The sequence below is a fragment of the Buttiauxella massiliensis genome, assembly GCF_902500225.1.
In the GTDB taxonomy this organism is placed as follows: Bacteria; Pseudomonadota; Gammaproteobacteria; order Enterobacterales; family Enterobacteriaceae; genus Buttiauxella; species Buttiauxella massiliensis.
Map to the genome: position 1 here is coordinate 122,272 of NZ_LR722653.1, position 15,232 is coordinate 137,503.

Annotated in this window: 15 protein-coding genes, 1 riboswitch and 1 other annotated feature; of the genes, 4 read left to right on the forward strand and 11 right to left on the reverse strand. The window is 50.1% G+C overall.

Features of this window, described 5'->3' with window-relative positions; translation table 11 throughout:
- Nucleotides 1-5: 5 nt before the first annotated feature.
- On the reverse strand, nt 6-965 hold the full coding sequence (cbiB, locus tag GC128_RS11200) for an adenosylcobinamide-phosphate synthase CbiB (protein ID WP_151994363.1): 960 nt from the start codon (nt 963-965) through the stop codon (nt 6-8).
- The gene (locus GC128_RS11205) at nt 962-2,344 is read right to left on the reverse strand and encodes a cobyrinate a,c-diamide synthase (RefSeq protein ID WP_151994364.1); all 1,383 of its coding nucleotides are present in this window, start codon (nt 2,342-2,344) and stop codon (nt 962-964) included. The genes cbiB and GC128_RS11205 overlap by 4 nt, the downstream gene beginning before the upstream one ends.
- A 227-nt stretch (nt 2,345-2,571) precedes the next feature.
- Nucleotides 2,572-2,751: riboswitch (cobalamin riboswitch) on the reverse strand.
- A 159-nt stretch (nt 2,752-2,910) separates the two neighbouring features.
- On the opposite strand from GC128_RS11205, the gene GC128_RS11210 reads away from it, so the two are divergent.
- Nucleotides 2,911-3,771: a GHMP family kinase ATP-binding protein gene (locus tag GC128_RS11210; RefSeq protein WP_151994526.1), complete on the forward strand. Its 861-nt coding sequence runs from the start codon at nt 2,911-2,913 to the stop codon at nt 3,769-3,771.
- Nucleotides 3,772-3,904: 133 nt separating this feature from the next.
- Here the strand turns inward: GC128_RS11210 and GC128_RS11215 are convergent, their stop codons facing one another.
- The 4 genes from GC128_RS11215 to dacD all read right to left on the reverse strand — a co-directional run bounded on the left by GC128_RS11215 (nt 3,905) and on the right by dacD (nt 7,420).
- Nucleotides 3,905-4,225, reverse strand: a complete 321-nt coding sequence (locus GC128_RS11215) for a DUF496 family protein (protein ID WP_151994365.1) — start codon at nt 4,223-4,225, stop codon at nt 3,905-3,907.
- A 206-nt stretch (nt 4,226-4,431) separates the two neighbouring features.
- Nucleotides 4,432-5,490, reverse strand: a complete 1,059-nt coding sequence (locus GC128_RS11220; RefSeq protein WP_151994366.1) for an FUSC family protein — start codon at nt 5,488-5,490, stop codon at nt 4,432-4,434.
- A gap of 88 nt (nt 5,491-5,578) precedes the next feature.
- Nucleotides 5,579-6,049 carry a DNA gyrase inhibitor SbmC gene (gene sbmC, locus GC128_RS11225; RefSeq protein ID WP_151994367.1) on the reverse strand — a complete coding sequence of 157 codons (471 nt, stop codon included), beginning with the start codon at nt 6,047-6,049 and terminating at the stop codon, nt 5,579-5,581.
- A 204-nt stretch (nt 6,050-6,253) separates the two neighbouring features.
- Entirely contained in the window at nt 6,254-7,420 is a 1,167-nt protein-coding gene (dacD, locus tag GC128_RS11230) for a serine-type D-Ala-D-Ala carboxypeptidase DacD (RefSeq protein WP_151994368.1), read from the reverse strand.
- Between the two features lie 265 nt (nt 7,421-7,685).
- On the opposite strand from dacD, the gene sbcB reads away from it, so the two are divergent.
- A complete protein-coding gene (sbcB, locus tag GC128_RS11235; RefSeq protein ID WP_151994369.1) occupies nt 7,686-9,113 on the forward strand; it encodes an exodeoxyribonuclease I in 1,428 nt (475 codons plus the stop codon).
- Nucleotides 9,114-9,159: 46 nt separating this feature from the next.
- Here the strand turns inward: sbcB and GC128_RS11240 are convergent, their stop codons facing one another.
- The 5 genes from GC128_RS11240 to GC128_RS11260 all read right to left on the reverse strand — a co-directional run bounded on the left by GC128_RS11240 (nt 9,160) and on the right by GC128_RS11260 (nt 13,947).
- Entirely contained in the window at nt 9,160-10,524 is a 1,365-nt protein-coding gene (locus tag GC128_RS11240) for an APC family permease (RefSeq protein WP_151994370.1), read from the reverse strand.
- On the reverse strand, nt 10,514-10,576 hold the full coding sequence (gene yoeI, locus GC128_RS23300) for a membrane protein YoeI (protein ID WP_115631794.1): 63 nt from the start codon (nt 10,574-10,576) through the stop codon (nt 10,514-10,516). Before yoeI ends, GC128_RS11240 begins: the two co-directional genes overlap by 11 nt.
- A 153-nt stretch (nt 10,577-10,729) precedes the next feature.
- Complete coding sequence (gene gabT, locus GC128_RS11250; protein WP_151994371.1) at nt 10,730-12,028, reverse strand: 4-aminobutyrate--2-oxoglutarate transaminase; 1,299 nt, start codon at nt 12,026-12,028, stop codon at nt 10,730-10,732.
- A gap of 138 nt (nt 12,029-12,166) precedes the next feature.
- Nucleotides 12,167-13,081 carry a LysR substrate-binding domain-containing protein gene (locus GC128_RS11255; protein ID WP_151994372.1) on the reverse strand — a complete coding sequence of 305 codons (915 nt, stop codon included), beginning with the start codon at nt 13,079-13,081 and terminating at the stop codon, nt 12,167-12,169.
- Between the two features lie 38 nt (nt 13,082-13,119).
- Nucleotides 13,120-13,947 (reverse strand): SDR family oxidoreductase, encoded by an 828-nt coding sequence (locus tag GC128_RS11260; protein ID WP_151994373.1) that lies wholly within the window; start codon nt 13,945-13,947, stop codon nt 13,120-13,122.
- 197 nt (nt 13,948-14,144) lie between these two features.
- Between GC128_RS11260 and hisL the strand changes: the two genes are divergently transcribed.
- Together hisL and hisG are read left to right on the forward strand one after the other, a co-directional pair.
- Nucleotides 14,145-14,195 carry a his operon leader peptide gene (gene hisL / locus GC128_RS11265; RefSeq protein WP_193216250.1) on the forward strand — a complete coding sequence of 17 codons (51 nt, stop codon included), beginning with the start codon at nt 14,145-14,147 and terminating at the stop codon, nt 14,193-14,195.
- Nucleotides 14,171-14,293 (forward strand) — a sequence feature (His leader region). (Overlaps the previous gene by 25 nt.)
- Before the next feature lie 35 nt (nt 14,294-14,328).
- A complete protein-coding gene (hisG, locus tag GC128_RS11270; protein WP_064545284.1) occupies nt 14,329-15,228 on the forward strand; it encodes an ATP phosphoribosyltransferase in 900 nt (299 codons plus the stop codon).
- Nucleotides 15,229-15,232: the final 4 nt, after the last annotated feature.

Sequence of the window (15,232 nt, forward strand, 5' to 3'; positions counted from 1 at the left end):
TGTCCTTAAGCTATGCCAGGTGCAAGTACGCGCAATGCGGCAAACAGCAGCAAAGCAAACAGCGAAGCCAACATCATGAGTTGAATGGTGCGAGTAATATCGTCAAGGGCAATGCCGCGCTGCTCATCCCCCATCCACGGTTTTTCTACCCGCTCGCCAAAATAGGTGTTCGGCCCGCCCAGGCGGATACCCAGCGCACCGGCAACGGTAGCCTCAGGCCAGGCACAATTCGGACTGCTGTGTTGATAGCGGTCACGCCAGCCGATAAGCAGCGCCTGGCGAGGATTAGCTCGCAAGAAAAAGGCCGCGAGGGTAAGCAACAACCAGCTCAATCTTGCGGGAATGAAATTAGCGAGGTCATCAAGCCGGGCGCTGACATAACCAATAGCGCGATATTTTTCGGTTTTATAACCGACCATGGAGTCGAGGGTATTGATAGCTTTGTAGGCCAGGGCAAGTGGTGCACCGCCAATCATCAGGAAGAACAGTGGAGCAATCACACCATCGACACTATTTTCTGCCACCGTTTCGACCACCGCACGGGTGATTTGCGGGCGCTCGAGTTGCGAAGTATCACGCCCGACTATCCAGGATAATTTCTCGCGACTCTCTTCTAGAGTGCCATCTTTGAGTGCGCGATAAACCTCGAGAGCCGCATCACTCAAGCAACGGGCGGCAAGTACGGTATAAATCATCCACACCTCAACCAGCCAGCCTAGCCACACAGATACCTGGTTTGCGAGGTGCAATACTCCCCAACTCACGCCCCAGGTCGAACCCACCACAACCAGCCATAACACGCCGCCGCCGATTTTCAGCGCGCGGTCGCTTTTGCAGCACCGGCGTATCTGGCGCTGCGTAAAGCTGATGAGATTGCCAATCCAGCGCACCGGATGTGGCCAGTGATGCGGGTCACCGAGCCAATAATCCAGTAACCACGCGACAGCCCACGCAAGAAGTGTCATAGGTGATTCCTCGCAAGTGTTAGCCAGCGATTGAGTAACGAGGGACGTTGAGCGAAATGAACATGCAGGTAACTTGCAAAGGTCGCATGATGCTGAATACCGCCCTGCCAGCGCGAAATAGCTACACCATCGCGCCATTTGCAACAATCGAGAGCGGCAGGTAATGAGCCGCTGAAATCTGAATAATGGAATTCGTGCCCGCGCAGGGTTTCGCCTTTTTTGGCAAGTAACGTGTCGTGTAATGCCGTGGCTTCGCAGTAGCCAAAACGCGTCAGTCGCTTACCCATCTGGCTGTGGCCTGGCAATACGCCACACATGGCATGGGTTTCCTCATTCCCGTCAGTCAGAGATTCTCCCAGATACATCAACCCGCCACATTCGGCGTACAGCGGAATTCGCTGCTGATGTGCCTTTTGCAGGGACTCACGCATTTTGATATTGGTGGCGAGTTTTGCGGCATGGACTTCGGGGTAACCGCCGCCGAGCCAGATCATTTGGCAGTCTGGGAGTTTAGTGTCATGCAAGGGGCTAAAACGTTGGATTTTTACCCCTGCCTGCTCGAGCAATTCGAGGTTGTCCGGGTAATAAAAGTTGAAGGCTTCATCTTCGGCAAGCGCAAGCGTAAGCCCATCAGCCAGTGCCGCATCAGGTATAACCGGCGCTTCACCTTGTGGCAGCGAGTTCAGGCGAGATAAATTTAACAGGAGGTCAATGTTGACGGTTTCTTCGAGCTGCTGCGCCAGCTGCTGCCAGCGTTCATCTTGCGGCGCATTTTCTTGGGCAGGAACGAGCCCGAGATGTCGTGCAGGCAAAGCCACATCGGCCATGACAGGCACGCGGCCAAGCACCGGAATACCGCAATAACGGGTGATGGCATCGGCAAGTAATTGATAATGGCTATCGCTGTTGACGCGATTAAGAATAACGCCCGCGATATTTAACGTTGGGTCAAATCTCTGAAAGCCCATTACCGTTGCAGCAATAGAAGTGGAGACAGCTTTACCGTCCACTAGCAAAATCACCGGGCAACCGAGCTGTTTTGCCATTGCAGCACTGCTGCAATAGTTGGGGTCAGTTCCGTAACCATCGTACAGCCCCATCACGCCTTCGATAACGGCGACATCAGCGTGCTGCATTTGCTTTGCAAACAGACCATTAAGGGTTGGCGTGGGCAGCATAAACGCATCGAGATTGCGTGAGGCAATGCCAGACACAGCACTGTGCCAGCCGCTATCGAGGTAATCGGGGCCGATCTTGAAGGGTTGAACGCGCTGGCCGCGCAGCATGAGGGTACGAAGCAGCCCGAGCGTGACGGTGGTTTTGCCACAGCCGCTGCTGGTTCCTGCAATGACGAATGCGTGTTTCGCTGCCCCTGCCATAATTGCCTTTTACTTTCTTCGGCAAAATGCGGATGTCAGCACGTGCGCGCACCTTGCGGCTGCACGCATCTGATGACAACTGGCTTCCCACCGAAGGAGTTGTTTAAAATATTACCCGGAATAATTCGAGGTGCAGGCAGGCGGCAATCGAGCAAATCCCGATGAGCTTACTGTAGTAAGTGATTCGGGTTTGTCAGTGCAGCCAACGCACCTGCAACTTGAAGTATGACGGGTACGGCTGACAAGTCGGTCTTCTGGCTTAGCGTCATTCTCGCCCGCCCTTCCCAATCAAAGATCAGTGGTTACGCGGGTTCGTCGGCATCACAGCAGCGGGGGCTGCGGGGGATTGTCACCCCCTTCCCAGCCATGTTTGACACATGGCATAAACGAGTCAGTTGTATCGTGCATGATTCTCAAATTATCATGCACGCAAATGTATTGAAGCTGACACAGTGTAAAAGCTAATAGATATTGAGTGTTGCGCTATAACAATTTTTACTGATTTTTTAGGTATTGTGCCGAAGAAGATGAAATGAATTTCACGATAACAAATGGTTGCTCTCACGATGTCTGAAGCGCGTTGCCCGGCGTCCTGCGGTGAATTAATTCAGGGCTGGATAGATGGCGGGGAAAAACTGGTGTCCTGCCCTATAGACTGGTTTAGCACCGTTGAAGTCAGTGAAGGCAAGAGGCTCTCCGGCGAGCGGCTCCGAATGCGCCAGATGCTGGAGCGCGTCGTCACGTACTTTGGCTATTCCACTGCGCTAGCAAACAGCCTGAGTATTAATCTGGAATCAACGGTTCCTGTCGGAAAAGGACTTGCCAGTAGCACTGCGGATATTGCCGCCACAGCAGTTGCTACCGCGCGTCATTTAGGTGAAATGCTGGATGAGTCCACGCTTGCCACTTTATGCGTACAACTAGAACCAACGGACAGCACGATTTTTCGCAAGCCAACTCTTTTTGACCATATCCAGGCACAAGTACAAATTAGCTGCCAGCCCACGCCAATGTTGGAAATTCTGCTGCTTGAAAGCAATACCACGCTTTTGACGGAGGATTATCATCGTTACGAACGAGAATCAGTGTTAATCCATAACGCGGGCTTACTGGATAACGCCTGGCAGACGCTACAACGCAGTTGCCGACAACAAGATGCCCGGTTGTTAGGTGAAGCCACTACAATGAGTGCCAAAGCCTGCCAGCAACTGTTAGTAAAACCCATGTTTTCCCAACTATTATCCCTGGTCGAAGAGTCAGATTTATACGGGTTAAATGTGGCGCATAGCGGCAGTGTGGTGGGATTGATGCTTGATACCAGCAAGCATGATGTTGAGAAAACCCTCTGGCTGATAAAGCATTTAGAGATTGATAGGCATTATCCGCAGCAGCATCTGGTAAAGATGATAGAGGGCGGAGTGCGCTGAGTTGTTGCGAAAAAAAACCGCCGATTCGGCGGTTTTCACAATTAACACTATTTACCCTAAATAATTCGAGTTGCATTAAAGCGGTAAGTGAACGCAGCTAACACACAGGCAGCTCGAAGTATGACGGGTAAATTTAGTCGGGTTTGATTTCACCCATCACTTTCAGTTTTTTGGAAATTTCACGACGCTCTTTAGACAGTTCAGCATTCTTGATGATGTAATCATCAACACGGTCTTCGTAGTCGGTTTTCATGCTGGCAATGATGCCCTGAATAGCTTCAATGCTCATACCTGGCTTAATGTAGTCACTCAGGTTATCAAGCAGCAGAACACGTTTTGAGTTATCACGGATCTTTTTCTGAACGTCCTGAATCTCACGTTGCAGTTTGTTTTTACGACGGAACAGACGCACAAACTCAAGCACGTCCTGGAAAGAAGGTTTAGTTGGTTCCATTTTTTTACCCCTGCTAATTACATACTCGGATTCGTTAAGACAACCGCCATAGGATTACCTTAATGGTAGCGGCGGCCGCTGACAATTCTTTTATCCCCGTCTGTTCCGGGCTCTATAACCAAACAGTACAGGCGATTAGTCTCTTTCGCTATCTTAACCTCAATTGGTGCTGAATCGAAACCAGCAATTCGCTCCGCACCCCGCAATTATTTACGTAACGCGCGGCAGATCAACTGCGAGAGTAATTCCAGTTGACGAGCAAGCTCCAGACTCAACCAGACATAACCGTGAATTGGGGTTTCCTGAAGTTTCCCATTTCCACCTTCCTGCATAAGCTGGCGCAACTCACTGACGATCTCAGTCAACTTTTCATTATTCGCAGAAATCGGTGATGGATTGCCGTCATGCAATGCATGAGCAATCGCAGCAAGTGTGCGTTGCGTCATCTGCTGAGTATCACGCAGAGTATGAGCATTGATCATCAGGAAATGGCTCTCTCGGGAAGCCCAGTAAGCATTGATTTGTAGCTCAAGCGTGCACACCATATTACGGCTTACAGTTTGTATCGCTTCGAAAATAGATTTCTGGATGTGGGTTTCTTTGCTGCTCGGCCCAATCAGCGCGCGCATTTTCACTACATCGGTCAACACCTGATGCAGGTGTTTTTCCAGACGCGGGCGCTCCAGCAAGTTCGGCGAAAAACCTGCGTTATAAACCCGGCCAAAGGCGGTGACGAAATTCGCCATTTGAATGCGCCAGTGGATAAACGCACGCTGCGGATAAATACTGGTAAATAGCATTGCGAGTAATGATCCGAAGATAACATCACCACTACGCCACAACGCAATTTCCATATCCCCAGCCGGAGCACCCACCACGACCGAAAGGGTAATACCAATCAGCAGAGCCTGATACGGGCGTTTCCCCAGCGCCAGGTAACCGCAAATAAACATAGCAAAAGCGCACCAAACCAGCATCAGCGGCAGAGAAAACAGCTCCAACCTTAGTGCAATAAGCCCCATGGTTGCGCCACAAATGGTGCCGCCAATACGTTCAAAGGCGCGAGGTACTACATTTCCCCAGAAGGATATTGGCCCCATCACCACCACTAAAGTGATTAATGGCCACGTGCCCTCCGGAACTTTCAGAAGATGTACGATGAGAAAGGTAAGAACAAATGCCAGCGCGATACGAACGCCGTGCACAATTCGGTAGTTGCGATAAACACGCAGTTCAAACGGGCTTAGTGATTTGTCGGGGCGCACACCCGGCTCTCCTGAAACAAAAGCGTGATTGTACCTGTTTTTTTAGTGTGGGCATCACAAAGTTAGGGGGCTTGCGCCCCCTTCGCCTTTAGACTTGATCTGCTACCGGGATATACATATCAACTTCCCACACTCCACTCTCAGAACCATCATTCAGGTAGTGCTCAAAGCAAGGTTTGCCGGTTAACTGGTAGCGATTATCAGCAAGGAGACTATCAAAAAAGATATTCCATGGTTTTGCAAAATCGCCATCGTCGACTTTTGCACGCGCGACGGCATATTGCCCTGCTTCAATGCGTGTAGTAATGACACCTTCACTGCTTTCAGGCACGGTAAAATCTTCCGCAACGGAAACAACCGTATCGCAACGGAGCTTTTCTGCAGGCACGACATCTGGGTTATCGTAGTAAACCGCCAGCCACTCTTCACCGACGACTTTATGCGATTTAACCCATAGAGAAAGTTGCTCAAATCCTTGTTGAACCGTTTTTTCCCACGGCCCTACCATATGAAAACCCGCTACTTTTCGCTCATGAACTTGTTGTACGTTAAATTCCATATGACCTCCTGACCCGATTAAAAGCACTGTATATAAATACACCACTCTATTGCAGGGAAGCAATCCTTTGGCAGGGTGATGTGGTTACTTTGCGAGCAAGATCGCTTTTCGCCAATAGATCGTAGTACAGACGAGAAGCACAGGTTAGAACTAAAGGCGAAAAAAAGGCCAACATAAAGTCAGCCTGTTGAAATTTTTAAGCAACTACAGTTTGTGGCTCAGATAATCACTAAATCGCGACCATGCACTGCCCTTTTTAACATCTGTTAGCGTCACTAGCGGCCAGTGAGCAATCAGCTTGTCGCGGTCAAACAGTTCAATTTCACCAACATGTTGGTTAGCGGCGACAGGCGCTTCCATCTCCGGGTTATCAAGGACATATTTGGCTTTAATGTTTGGAACTTCTGATTTTGGCAGCGCCAGATAGACATCCTGATTGGTGCCGACTTCAACTTTCTTTTGGTCGCCATACCAGACTGTTTCAGTGCCAATTTTTTTGCCTTTATGCAGCACCTGCACAGTATCAAAATTATCCTGACCCCAATGCAGCAGTTTACGCGCCTGATCCTCGCGGCCTTTCGAGCTTTCCGCACCCATGACAACGGCAATTAAGCGGCGCTCACCATCAACACTTGAGGCGATAAGGTTAAAGCCTGCACTGGCAGTATGGCCGGTTTTCAAACCATCCACATTCAGCCCTTTATCCCACAATAGGCCATTGCGGTTCTGCTGCGTGATGCCATTCCACGTGAGACTACGCTCGCTATACATATGATAAAAATCAGGCTCGCCGTGAATAATGGCGCGAGAAAGTACCGCAAGATCGTATGCCGAACTATGCTGGCCAGGCGCATCGAGGCCGTGTACCGTTTCAAAATGGGTGTCACGCAAACGTAATTGCTGCACGTATTTATTCATCAGGGCCACAAATTGGGGCTGCCCGCCAGCGACGTAATCGGCTAACGCGACACAAGCGTCGTTCCCGGAATCAATAATCAGCCCGCGGCTCAAATCATGAACCGTTAATCTGTCACCGGCTTTCAAAAACATCAGCGACGAACCGTCAAAAACCGGATTCCCTTTCGCCCAGGCATCTTTACCGACGATGACCATATCGTTTGCCGAGATACGCCCGCTATCAATGGCGCGATCCACCACATAGCCGGTCATCAGTTTGGTCAGACTCGCCGGGTTGCGTCGCAAATGTTCATTTTGCGCTGTCAGTATTTGCCCGGTGGTGTAATCCATCAACACCCACGATCCCGCCTGGATCTGTGGAGGCGGTGGTGCATTAACAAAGGTATCGTCGGCAAAAGCGGAGTGAGCAACAAAAGAAAGCAATGAACAAGCAGCAAACAGACGGATCTTCAACGATATACCCTCGGAAACAATAAATTCAGCCGCTTCTTTTACTGGAGTTTGCGATAATTTTCGCGATTAAATTGCAAAAAGTTATGAATAATCAAATTTGCATACTGGCGTTGAATGCTTTTCACGGTGGTGCAGGAGGCTTATTAATGGTTTACCATGCACTTATGCAACACCTGATAATCAAGATGGAAACATGGAGAGGGATTTAGTGGTATTTCAGTTTAATAACAGCAAGTTAAACAACACTCAAGGGCGGAAATAAGCCGTGGAAAATTCAACGCAACAACCGACCTTCCTCTTTCATGATTATGAAACCTTCGGCAAAAGCCCATCCCTTGACCGACCGGCGCAATTTGCAGCGATTCGTACTGATGACCAATTCAATGTTATCGGTGATCCTGAAGTTTTCTATTGCAAACCCGCTGATGACTACCTTCCACAGCCAGAAGCTGTGATGATTACCGGTATTACCCCACAACACGCACTGGCTCAGGGCGTGAATGAAGCAGATTTTGCAAAACGTATTCACGATATCTTCACCGTGCCGAAAACCTGTGTGGTCGGCTACAACAACGTGCGCTTCGACGATGAAGTAACGCGTAATATTTTCTACCGTAACTTTTACGACCCATACGGCTGGAGCTGGCAGAACGATAATTCGCGCTGGGATTTGCTCGACGTGATGCGCGCCTGCTATGCCCTGCGCCCGGAAGGGATTGTCTGGCCGGAAAACGACGAGGGGCTGCCGAGTTTCCGCCTCGAGCATTTGACCAAAGCCAACGGAATTGAACATGCGAACGCGCACGATGCGATGTCTGATGTATACGCCACTATCGCGATGGCGCAATTAGTTAAGACTCGCCAGCCACGGCTGTTTGAGTACCTTTACAGCCATCGCTCCAAACACAAACTCACCACATTGATTGATATCCCGCAGATGAAACCGCTGGTGCATGTTTCCGGGATGTTCGGCGCGGCTCGTGGAAATACCAGTTGGATTGCACCGCTGGCCTGGCACCCGGATAACAAAAATGCGGTGATTATGGTCGATCTAGCAGGTGATATTTCGCCGTTGCTGGAGCTGGAGGCCGATGCGCTGCGCGAGCGTTTGTATACGCCGAAGGCCGCGCTTGGCGATGCGACTGCAGTGCCAATTAAGCTGGTTCATCTGAACAAATGCCCGGTGCTGGCGGTGGCTAATACCCTGCGCCCGGAAGATGCCGAACGGTTAGGAATCGATCGTAAACGTTGCCTGGATAACCTGAAGTTATTGCGCGAGCACCCTGTGGTACGTGAAAAAGCGGTGGCTATCTTTGCTGAAGCCGAACCTTTTGTACCATCTGATAATGTTGATGCGCAGCTTTATAACGGTTTCTTCAGTGATGCAGACCGTGCGGCGATGCGCATAGTGCTGCAAACCGATCCGCAAAATCTGCCTGCGCTGGATATCACTTTCGCCGATAAACGTATTGAAAAGCTGTTGTTTAACTATCGCGCGCGCAATTTCCCACGAACACTGGATGAAGCAGAACAACAGCGTTGGTTAGAACACCGCCGGGATGTGTTGTCTCAGGAAGCGTTGCAAGCCTACGCGCAAGAACTGGAGGCGCTGTATAACCTGCATGAAGGGGACAAGGAAAAGACGGCGTTGCTTAAGGAGCTGTTTGAGTACGCGCAGTTTTTGGTAGGGTAATAGATAGCAAAAAGGCCGCTTTCGCGGCCTTCTTCGTATTTAGCTTTTACGCTAAATCTTCGTTGAATTGCGGAACCGGGTTACGGAAGCGGCGAGTTACGAAGGCCAGATAAGTCAGGCCAATGGCCGCCCAAATCAGCCCCAGAATCATCGAGCTTTCTTCCAGGTTAATCCACAACGCACCGACTGTCAGCGCACCACAAATTGGTAGCACCAGATAGTTGATGTGATCTTTGATGGACTTGTTGCGCCCTTCACGAATCCAGAACTGGGAAATCACTGACAGGTTAACGAAGGTAAACGCCACCAGCGCACCGAAGTTAATCAGCGCGGTTGCTGTTACCAGGTCAAACTTAACCGCAAACAGAGCAATGATACCGACCAGTACAACGTTGAGCGCCGGGGTACGCCATTTCGGATGAATATAGCCGAAGAAGCGCTCCGGGAACACGCCATCACGGCCCATCACATACATCAGGCGAGAAACGCCCGCATGTGCCGCCATACCAGAAGCCAGAACAGTCACGCAGGAGAAAATCAGGATGCCGAACTGGAAGGCTTTACCTGCCACGAAGAGCATGATTTCTGGCTGCGATGCGTCCGGATCTTTAAAGCGCGATATGTCCGGGAAGTACAGTTGCAGGAAGTAAGACACCACAACGAAGATCACGCCGCCAATTAAAGCAGTCAGGAAAATCGCTTTTGGGATAACGCGGCCTGCATCTTTGGTCTCTTCAGATAGAGAACTAATACCGTCAAAACCAAGGAACGAGAAGCATAGGATGGTCGCACCGGTAATCATCGGCACCACATTCGCATGTTCTGACCAGAACGGACGTGTACTGGTTAACGTACCTGCACCTTCGCCATTTGCCACACCGTAAATAACCAGACCGGTGATCACCACCATCACGATCATTTGCAGCACAACAATAAAGCTGTTGAAGTTTGCCACGGTTTTGATGCCGCGCAAGTTGGAGATAGTCATAAAGCCAACCAGCAGCACCACGAAAATCCACGAAGGGATAGACGGCACCAGGGCTTCAAAATAGATTTTTGCCAGCAGGATGTTGATCATCGGCATAAACAGATAATCAAGCAAGGCAGACCAACCCACCATAAAGCCAACCACCGGGTGGATTGCTTTTTGAGCGTAGGTATAGGCAGAACCCGCTGATGGGAAGCGGCGTACTAGCTTTCCATAACTTAACGCGGTGAACAAAATTGCCACAAGGGCAAACGCGTAAGCCGTAGCGACATGTCCGTCGGTAAGGCCAGATACAATCCCAAATGTATCGAACAAGGTCATAGGCTGCATATAAGCAAGGCCCATCATAACTACCGGAATGAGCGTAAGGCTCTTACGGAGTTCAACACGAGATTTTGCACCTGCGGTGACGTTAAGCGACATGGTCATTCCCCCAAACGGCGAATACCTGCGCAAAAGCAAAAAGCTGCCCCATCTGAATTTCCTCGGCGACACGACTGTCGTTTTTTAAAAGCTAGTATCTATCCGGTACGAAGCCCGGCCTCTTGGATTTTTGGCGTATGCCTGTTTGACTACTTGAACTTAATGCAAAAAAATAACCGACGCGTTTAACGTCGGTTTTTTGTTCTCATTTAGTGAGGCGCGTATTTTGCACTAATTCAAGGCAGGATGACAAGATATTGAGGCCTTCATTAACAATTTCTTTTTCAGCCGTTAACGGGACGAGAAAACGAATAACATTCGCTCTCACTCCGCATGACAGCAACACTAAACCTTTTCTGCCTGCTTCTTGCACAAGTGCCTGTGTTAACTCTTTATTTGGGCGGTGGCTATCGCGCTCTTCCACCAACTCCATCGCGATCATGGCACCGTATCCGCGCACATCACCAATGCAGGTAAATTGCTCACTCATTTGCTGTAAACGATCAGTGATTAGCTCACCGATTTCCTGCGCCTTTTGATTGAGATTTTCTTGCTCAATAACATCAGTGACCGCCAGAGCCGCCGCAATGGCTACAGGCGAGCCAGCATAAGTGCCACCAAGACCACCAGGCATCGCCTTATCAAACAGCGATTTTTTGCCAACGAGCGCTGAAAGTGGGAAGCCGCCTGCCAGGCTTTTTGCCATAGTGATGAGATCCGGCTCCACCTCACTATGTTCAATCGCAAACGTTTTACCCGTTCTGCAGAACCCACTTTGGATTTCATCTGCAATCAGAACGATGCCGTGCTTATCGCACAGCGCCCGCAGTTGTTTCATAAAGGAAGGTGACGCAGCATAGAAACCGCCCTCACCTTGCACCGGCTCAATAATGATCGCGGCGACTTCATCCGGCGAAACATCAGCAGCAAAAATACCCGCCAATGATGCCAGCGCCTGAGTATCACTCACGCCAAGATAGGCCGCTGGATAAGGTGCGTGATAAATGCCTGCCGGGAACGGACCATAGCCCTTTTTATACGGCTGAACTTTGCCCGTTAAGGCCATGCCGAGTAAGGTCCGGCCATGGAAGGCGCCACGAAATGCGATGATGGCCGAACGCCCCGTCGCAATACGCGCCACTTTAATGGCATTTTCAACCGCTTCCGCGCCGGTAGTAAGAAACAGCGTCTGGCATGGTTCGCTTATTGGCACCAGTTTGTTCAGCCGTTCGGCAAGCTCAATATAGTTGCCGTAAGGGGTCACCTGGAAACAAGGATGGGTAAATTTTTCAAGTTGTTGACGCACCGCATCAATGACTGCGGGGTGGTTATGCCCGGTATTTAGCACCGCAATACCAGAGGCAAAATCAATATAGCGTTTGCCTTCAACATCCCATAATTCGGCATTTTTCGCTTTTTCGATGTATACCGGCAGTGCATTGCCGACCCCATGAGGAACCGCCTGTTCACGCCGCGACTGCCATTGCTGATTGGTTTGCTTCATACAGACTCCTTGCGTGCAAAAAACTCCGCAAAACAAAGCAGAGAAGAAAATTTAAACGCGAAGACACATTCAGAAGAAATAACGAGCCACTTTAAACAATAGATGTGAGCCAGGCGCTCTGCCACTCACCCAAAAGCATTATTTTTGCGCAGTTCCGTATACCAGTGCGATTTCGGGACTATTGACGATTTGCTCTCGCCACCATTCACTGGCAAGCCCGGCAGTCTGCTCATTCCAGCCAATCCATACCGGTACAAACGGTACATGGGACACAACCTGCTTTTCCACCAGCACGCCACTTTCGATAAAACGCTGCGCCATGTAACGGGGTACGTAACCACAGCCAATACCGCTGATTTGCAGCTCGAGTTTGGTTTTGAAATCAAAAACGGTGATCGCATCTTGTTCTTCGAGTAAATGCATCGAACGTGACGGCTCAAGACGCGATGTGTCGCCAACTACCACAGCACGGCTGCGTTTGATAATTCGGCGAGTGAGTGGTTCTTCAGCTTCCGCAAGTGGGTCATGAGGTGCAACAACAAAGATACTTTCAAGTTGACCAAGGAGTGTAAAACCAAAACCGCTCAACGATGGTGGATCGCTCATAGCGCCAACAATAATATCGGCCCGCCCTTCAGTGAGCGCTTCCCATGAACCGCCCAATACACCGTTGATGAATTTCAGCCGCGTCACGCTATAACTTTTGTAGAAAGCTTCAATAAGTGGAGTCAGCAACGAAAAGGGAAAAGAATCATCCACGCCAATCACCAGCTCGTTTTCCCATCCCTGATGAAGCTTGATAGCCTGCTGTTCCAGTTCGCGTACGGTATGCAGCACTTCGCGACCTTTTTCCAGCAGAAGCTGACCCGTTCGCGTAAAACGCGCACGGTGGCCGGATCGGTCGAGTATTTGAATGTTGAGATCGTTTTCGAGTTTTTGAACGGTGTAACTGAGTGCGGAAGGCGTTTTAAAGAGCTTTGTTGCCGCAGCAGCAAAGCTCCCTTCTTTATCGAGGGTATCGAGAATTATCAGCACATCCAGCAGTGGTTTCATACTCGTTCCTGGAGGTCACGAGCAACACCCCACAGCGGTTACTGCATGGGCATTACCAGCGGGTTTGGATATTGATATTCAAACCCAAGTTCGTTGCAAATACGGTTGCCATCCACCAGCTTACCGTGGCCATTTTGCGTTTCAGTTCGAAAAACGGGTGCGTCTAAATTCATCTGCCGTGCCATCAAAGAGTAGAACTCGGCACGCGTTGGATGAGCCGGCGCACATAAATTATAGATGTGCCCGCCTTTCGGAGCCTGTAGCAACAGAGTAATTGCTGAAATAACATCCTCAAGGTGCACCAGATTCACCCCATTAGCACCGTTAGCCACATTAGTTTTCCCTGCCAGAAAACGACCAGGATGGCGTTCCGGCCCAACCAAACCCGCAAGACGCAAAATATCTACCGAGGTGCCAGGCAAGTCATGCAGCCAGGTTTCCAGCTCTTTCAGCACCCGCCCACTGGCGGTAACGGGCTCAAGCGGCGAGGTTTCTTTCACGGTGCCTTCGGTTTCACCGTAAACCGACGTGGAGCTGGTAAAAATGATACGCGGAATATTATGAGCAAGAGCGCTATCAACAATTTCTTGAACCGCTTGCAGATAAAAATCGTCGCCTTCGCCAGTACGACGAGCGGGCAGCGTTATCACCAGCGCATCAGCATCCAGTAATGCATCAAGGTCGTCGCTGTTACAAACCAGTTCAGGAGTCAATTGCAACTGATAACTGTCAATTCCACTCATTCTTGCGGCGTCGACACCATCAAGGGTGGTTTTACTTCCTGTCACTTGCCAGCCACGCGCTGACAATGACATCGCCAGTGGCATTCCCAGCCACCCTAACCCGACAATCGCAACCTTTTTCATGCCTTCTCTCCTGGATTGCAGCATATCTCTCTGCTGTACTTTTTAGCCCTTCATTAAGGCTACGCCACGTTACGACAACTGACAATCAATGGCACTAAACAGAATATTAATTGAGGGGGTAAAAAGCCCTTGCACAACGGACTGCATATGGTTTACGTTAAAAGCACATCATGAATAAACATTCATACGAGAATTTTATGACACGCGTTCAAACTACTACCCACCATCATCACCATCATCCTGACTAGTCTTTCAGGCGATGTGTGCTGGGAGACAGAAAAATCTTCCAGTGGTGCATGAACGAGTCAATAAGCCCCCGGAAGATTTCTTCCGGGGGCTTTTTTTTGGACGTCAGACAAGAATTTATTAGAGGGATTACTCATGTTAGACAATAACCGTTTACGCATAGCTATTCAGAAATCAGGCCGTTTAAGCGATGACTCACGCGAATTGCTCGCACGCTGTGGCATAAAAATCAACCTACACACACAGCGCCTGATTGCGCTGGCAGAAAATATGCCAATCGACATTCTGCGTGTCCGTGATGACGATATTCCTGGCCTGATTATGGACGGTGTGGTGGATCTGGGCATTATCGGCGAGAACGTGCTGGAAGAAGAGTTACTGACGCGTCGCGCTCAGGGCGAAGACCCACGTTACTTTACCCTGCGCCGCCTGGATTTCGGCGGTTGCCGCTTTTCTCTGGCGATTTCCGTCGATGAGCCGTGGGACGGCCCGGCCAGCCTGAACAATAAGCGTATCGCGACCTCTTACCCTCACCTGTTGAAGCGTTACCTTGATGGCAAAGGTGTGCAGTTCAAATCCTGCCTGTTAAACGGTTCTGTTGAAGTGGCTCCGCGTGCGGGTCTCGCGGATGCGATTTGTGACCTGGTTTCTACTGGCGCAACCCTCGAAGCTAACGGCCTGCGTGAAGTTGAAGTGATTTACCGCTCCAAAGCCTGCCTGATTCAACGCGACGGTGAAATGCCGGAAGCAAAACAGCAGTTAATCGACAAACTGATGACCCGCATCCAGGGTGTGATTCAGGCGCGTGAATCGAAATACATCATGCTGCATGCACCAAGCGAGCGCCTGGATGAAATTATTTCTCTGCTGCCAGGCGCTGAACGCCCAACTATTCTGCCGCTGGCTGGCGATCAACAACGTGTGGCAATGCATATGGTGAGCAGCGAAACGCTGTTCTGGGAAACCATGGAAAAACTGAAAGCGCTGGGTGCCAGTTCGATTCTGGTGTTACCAATTGAGAAGATGATGGAGTAACACC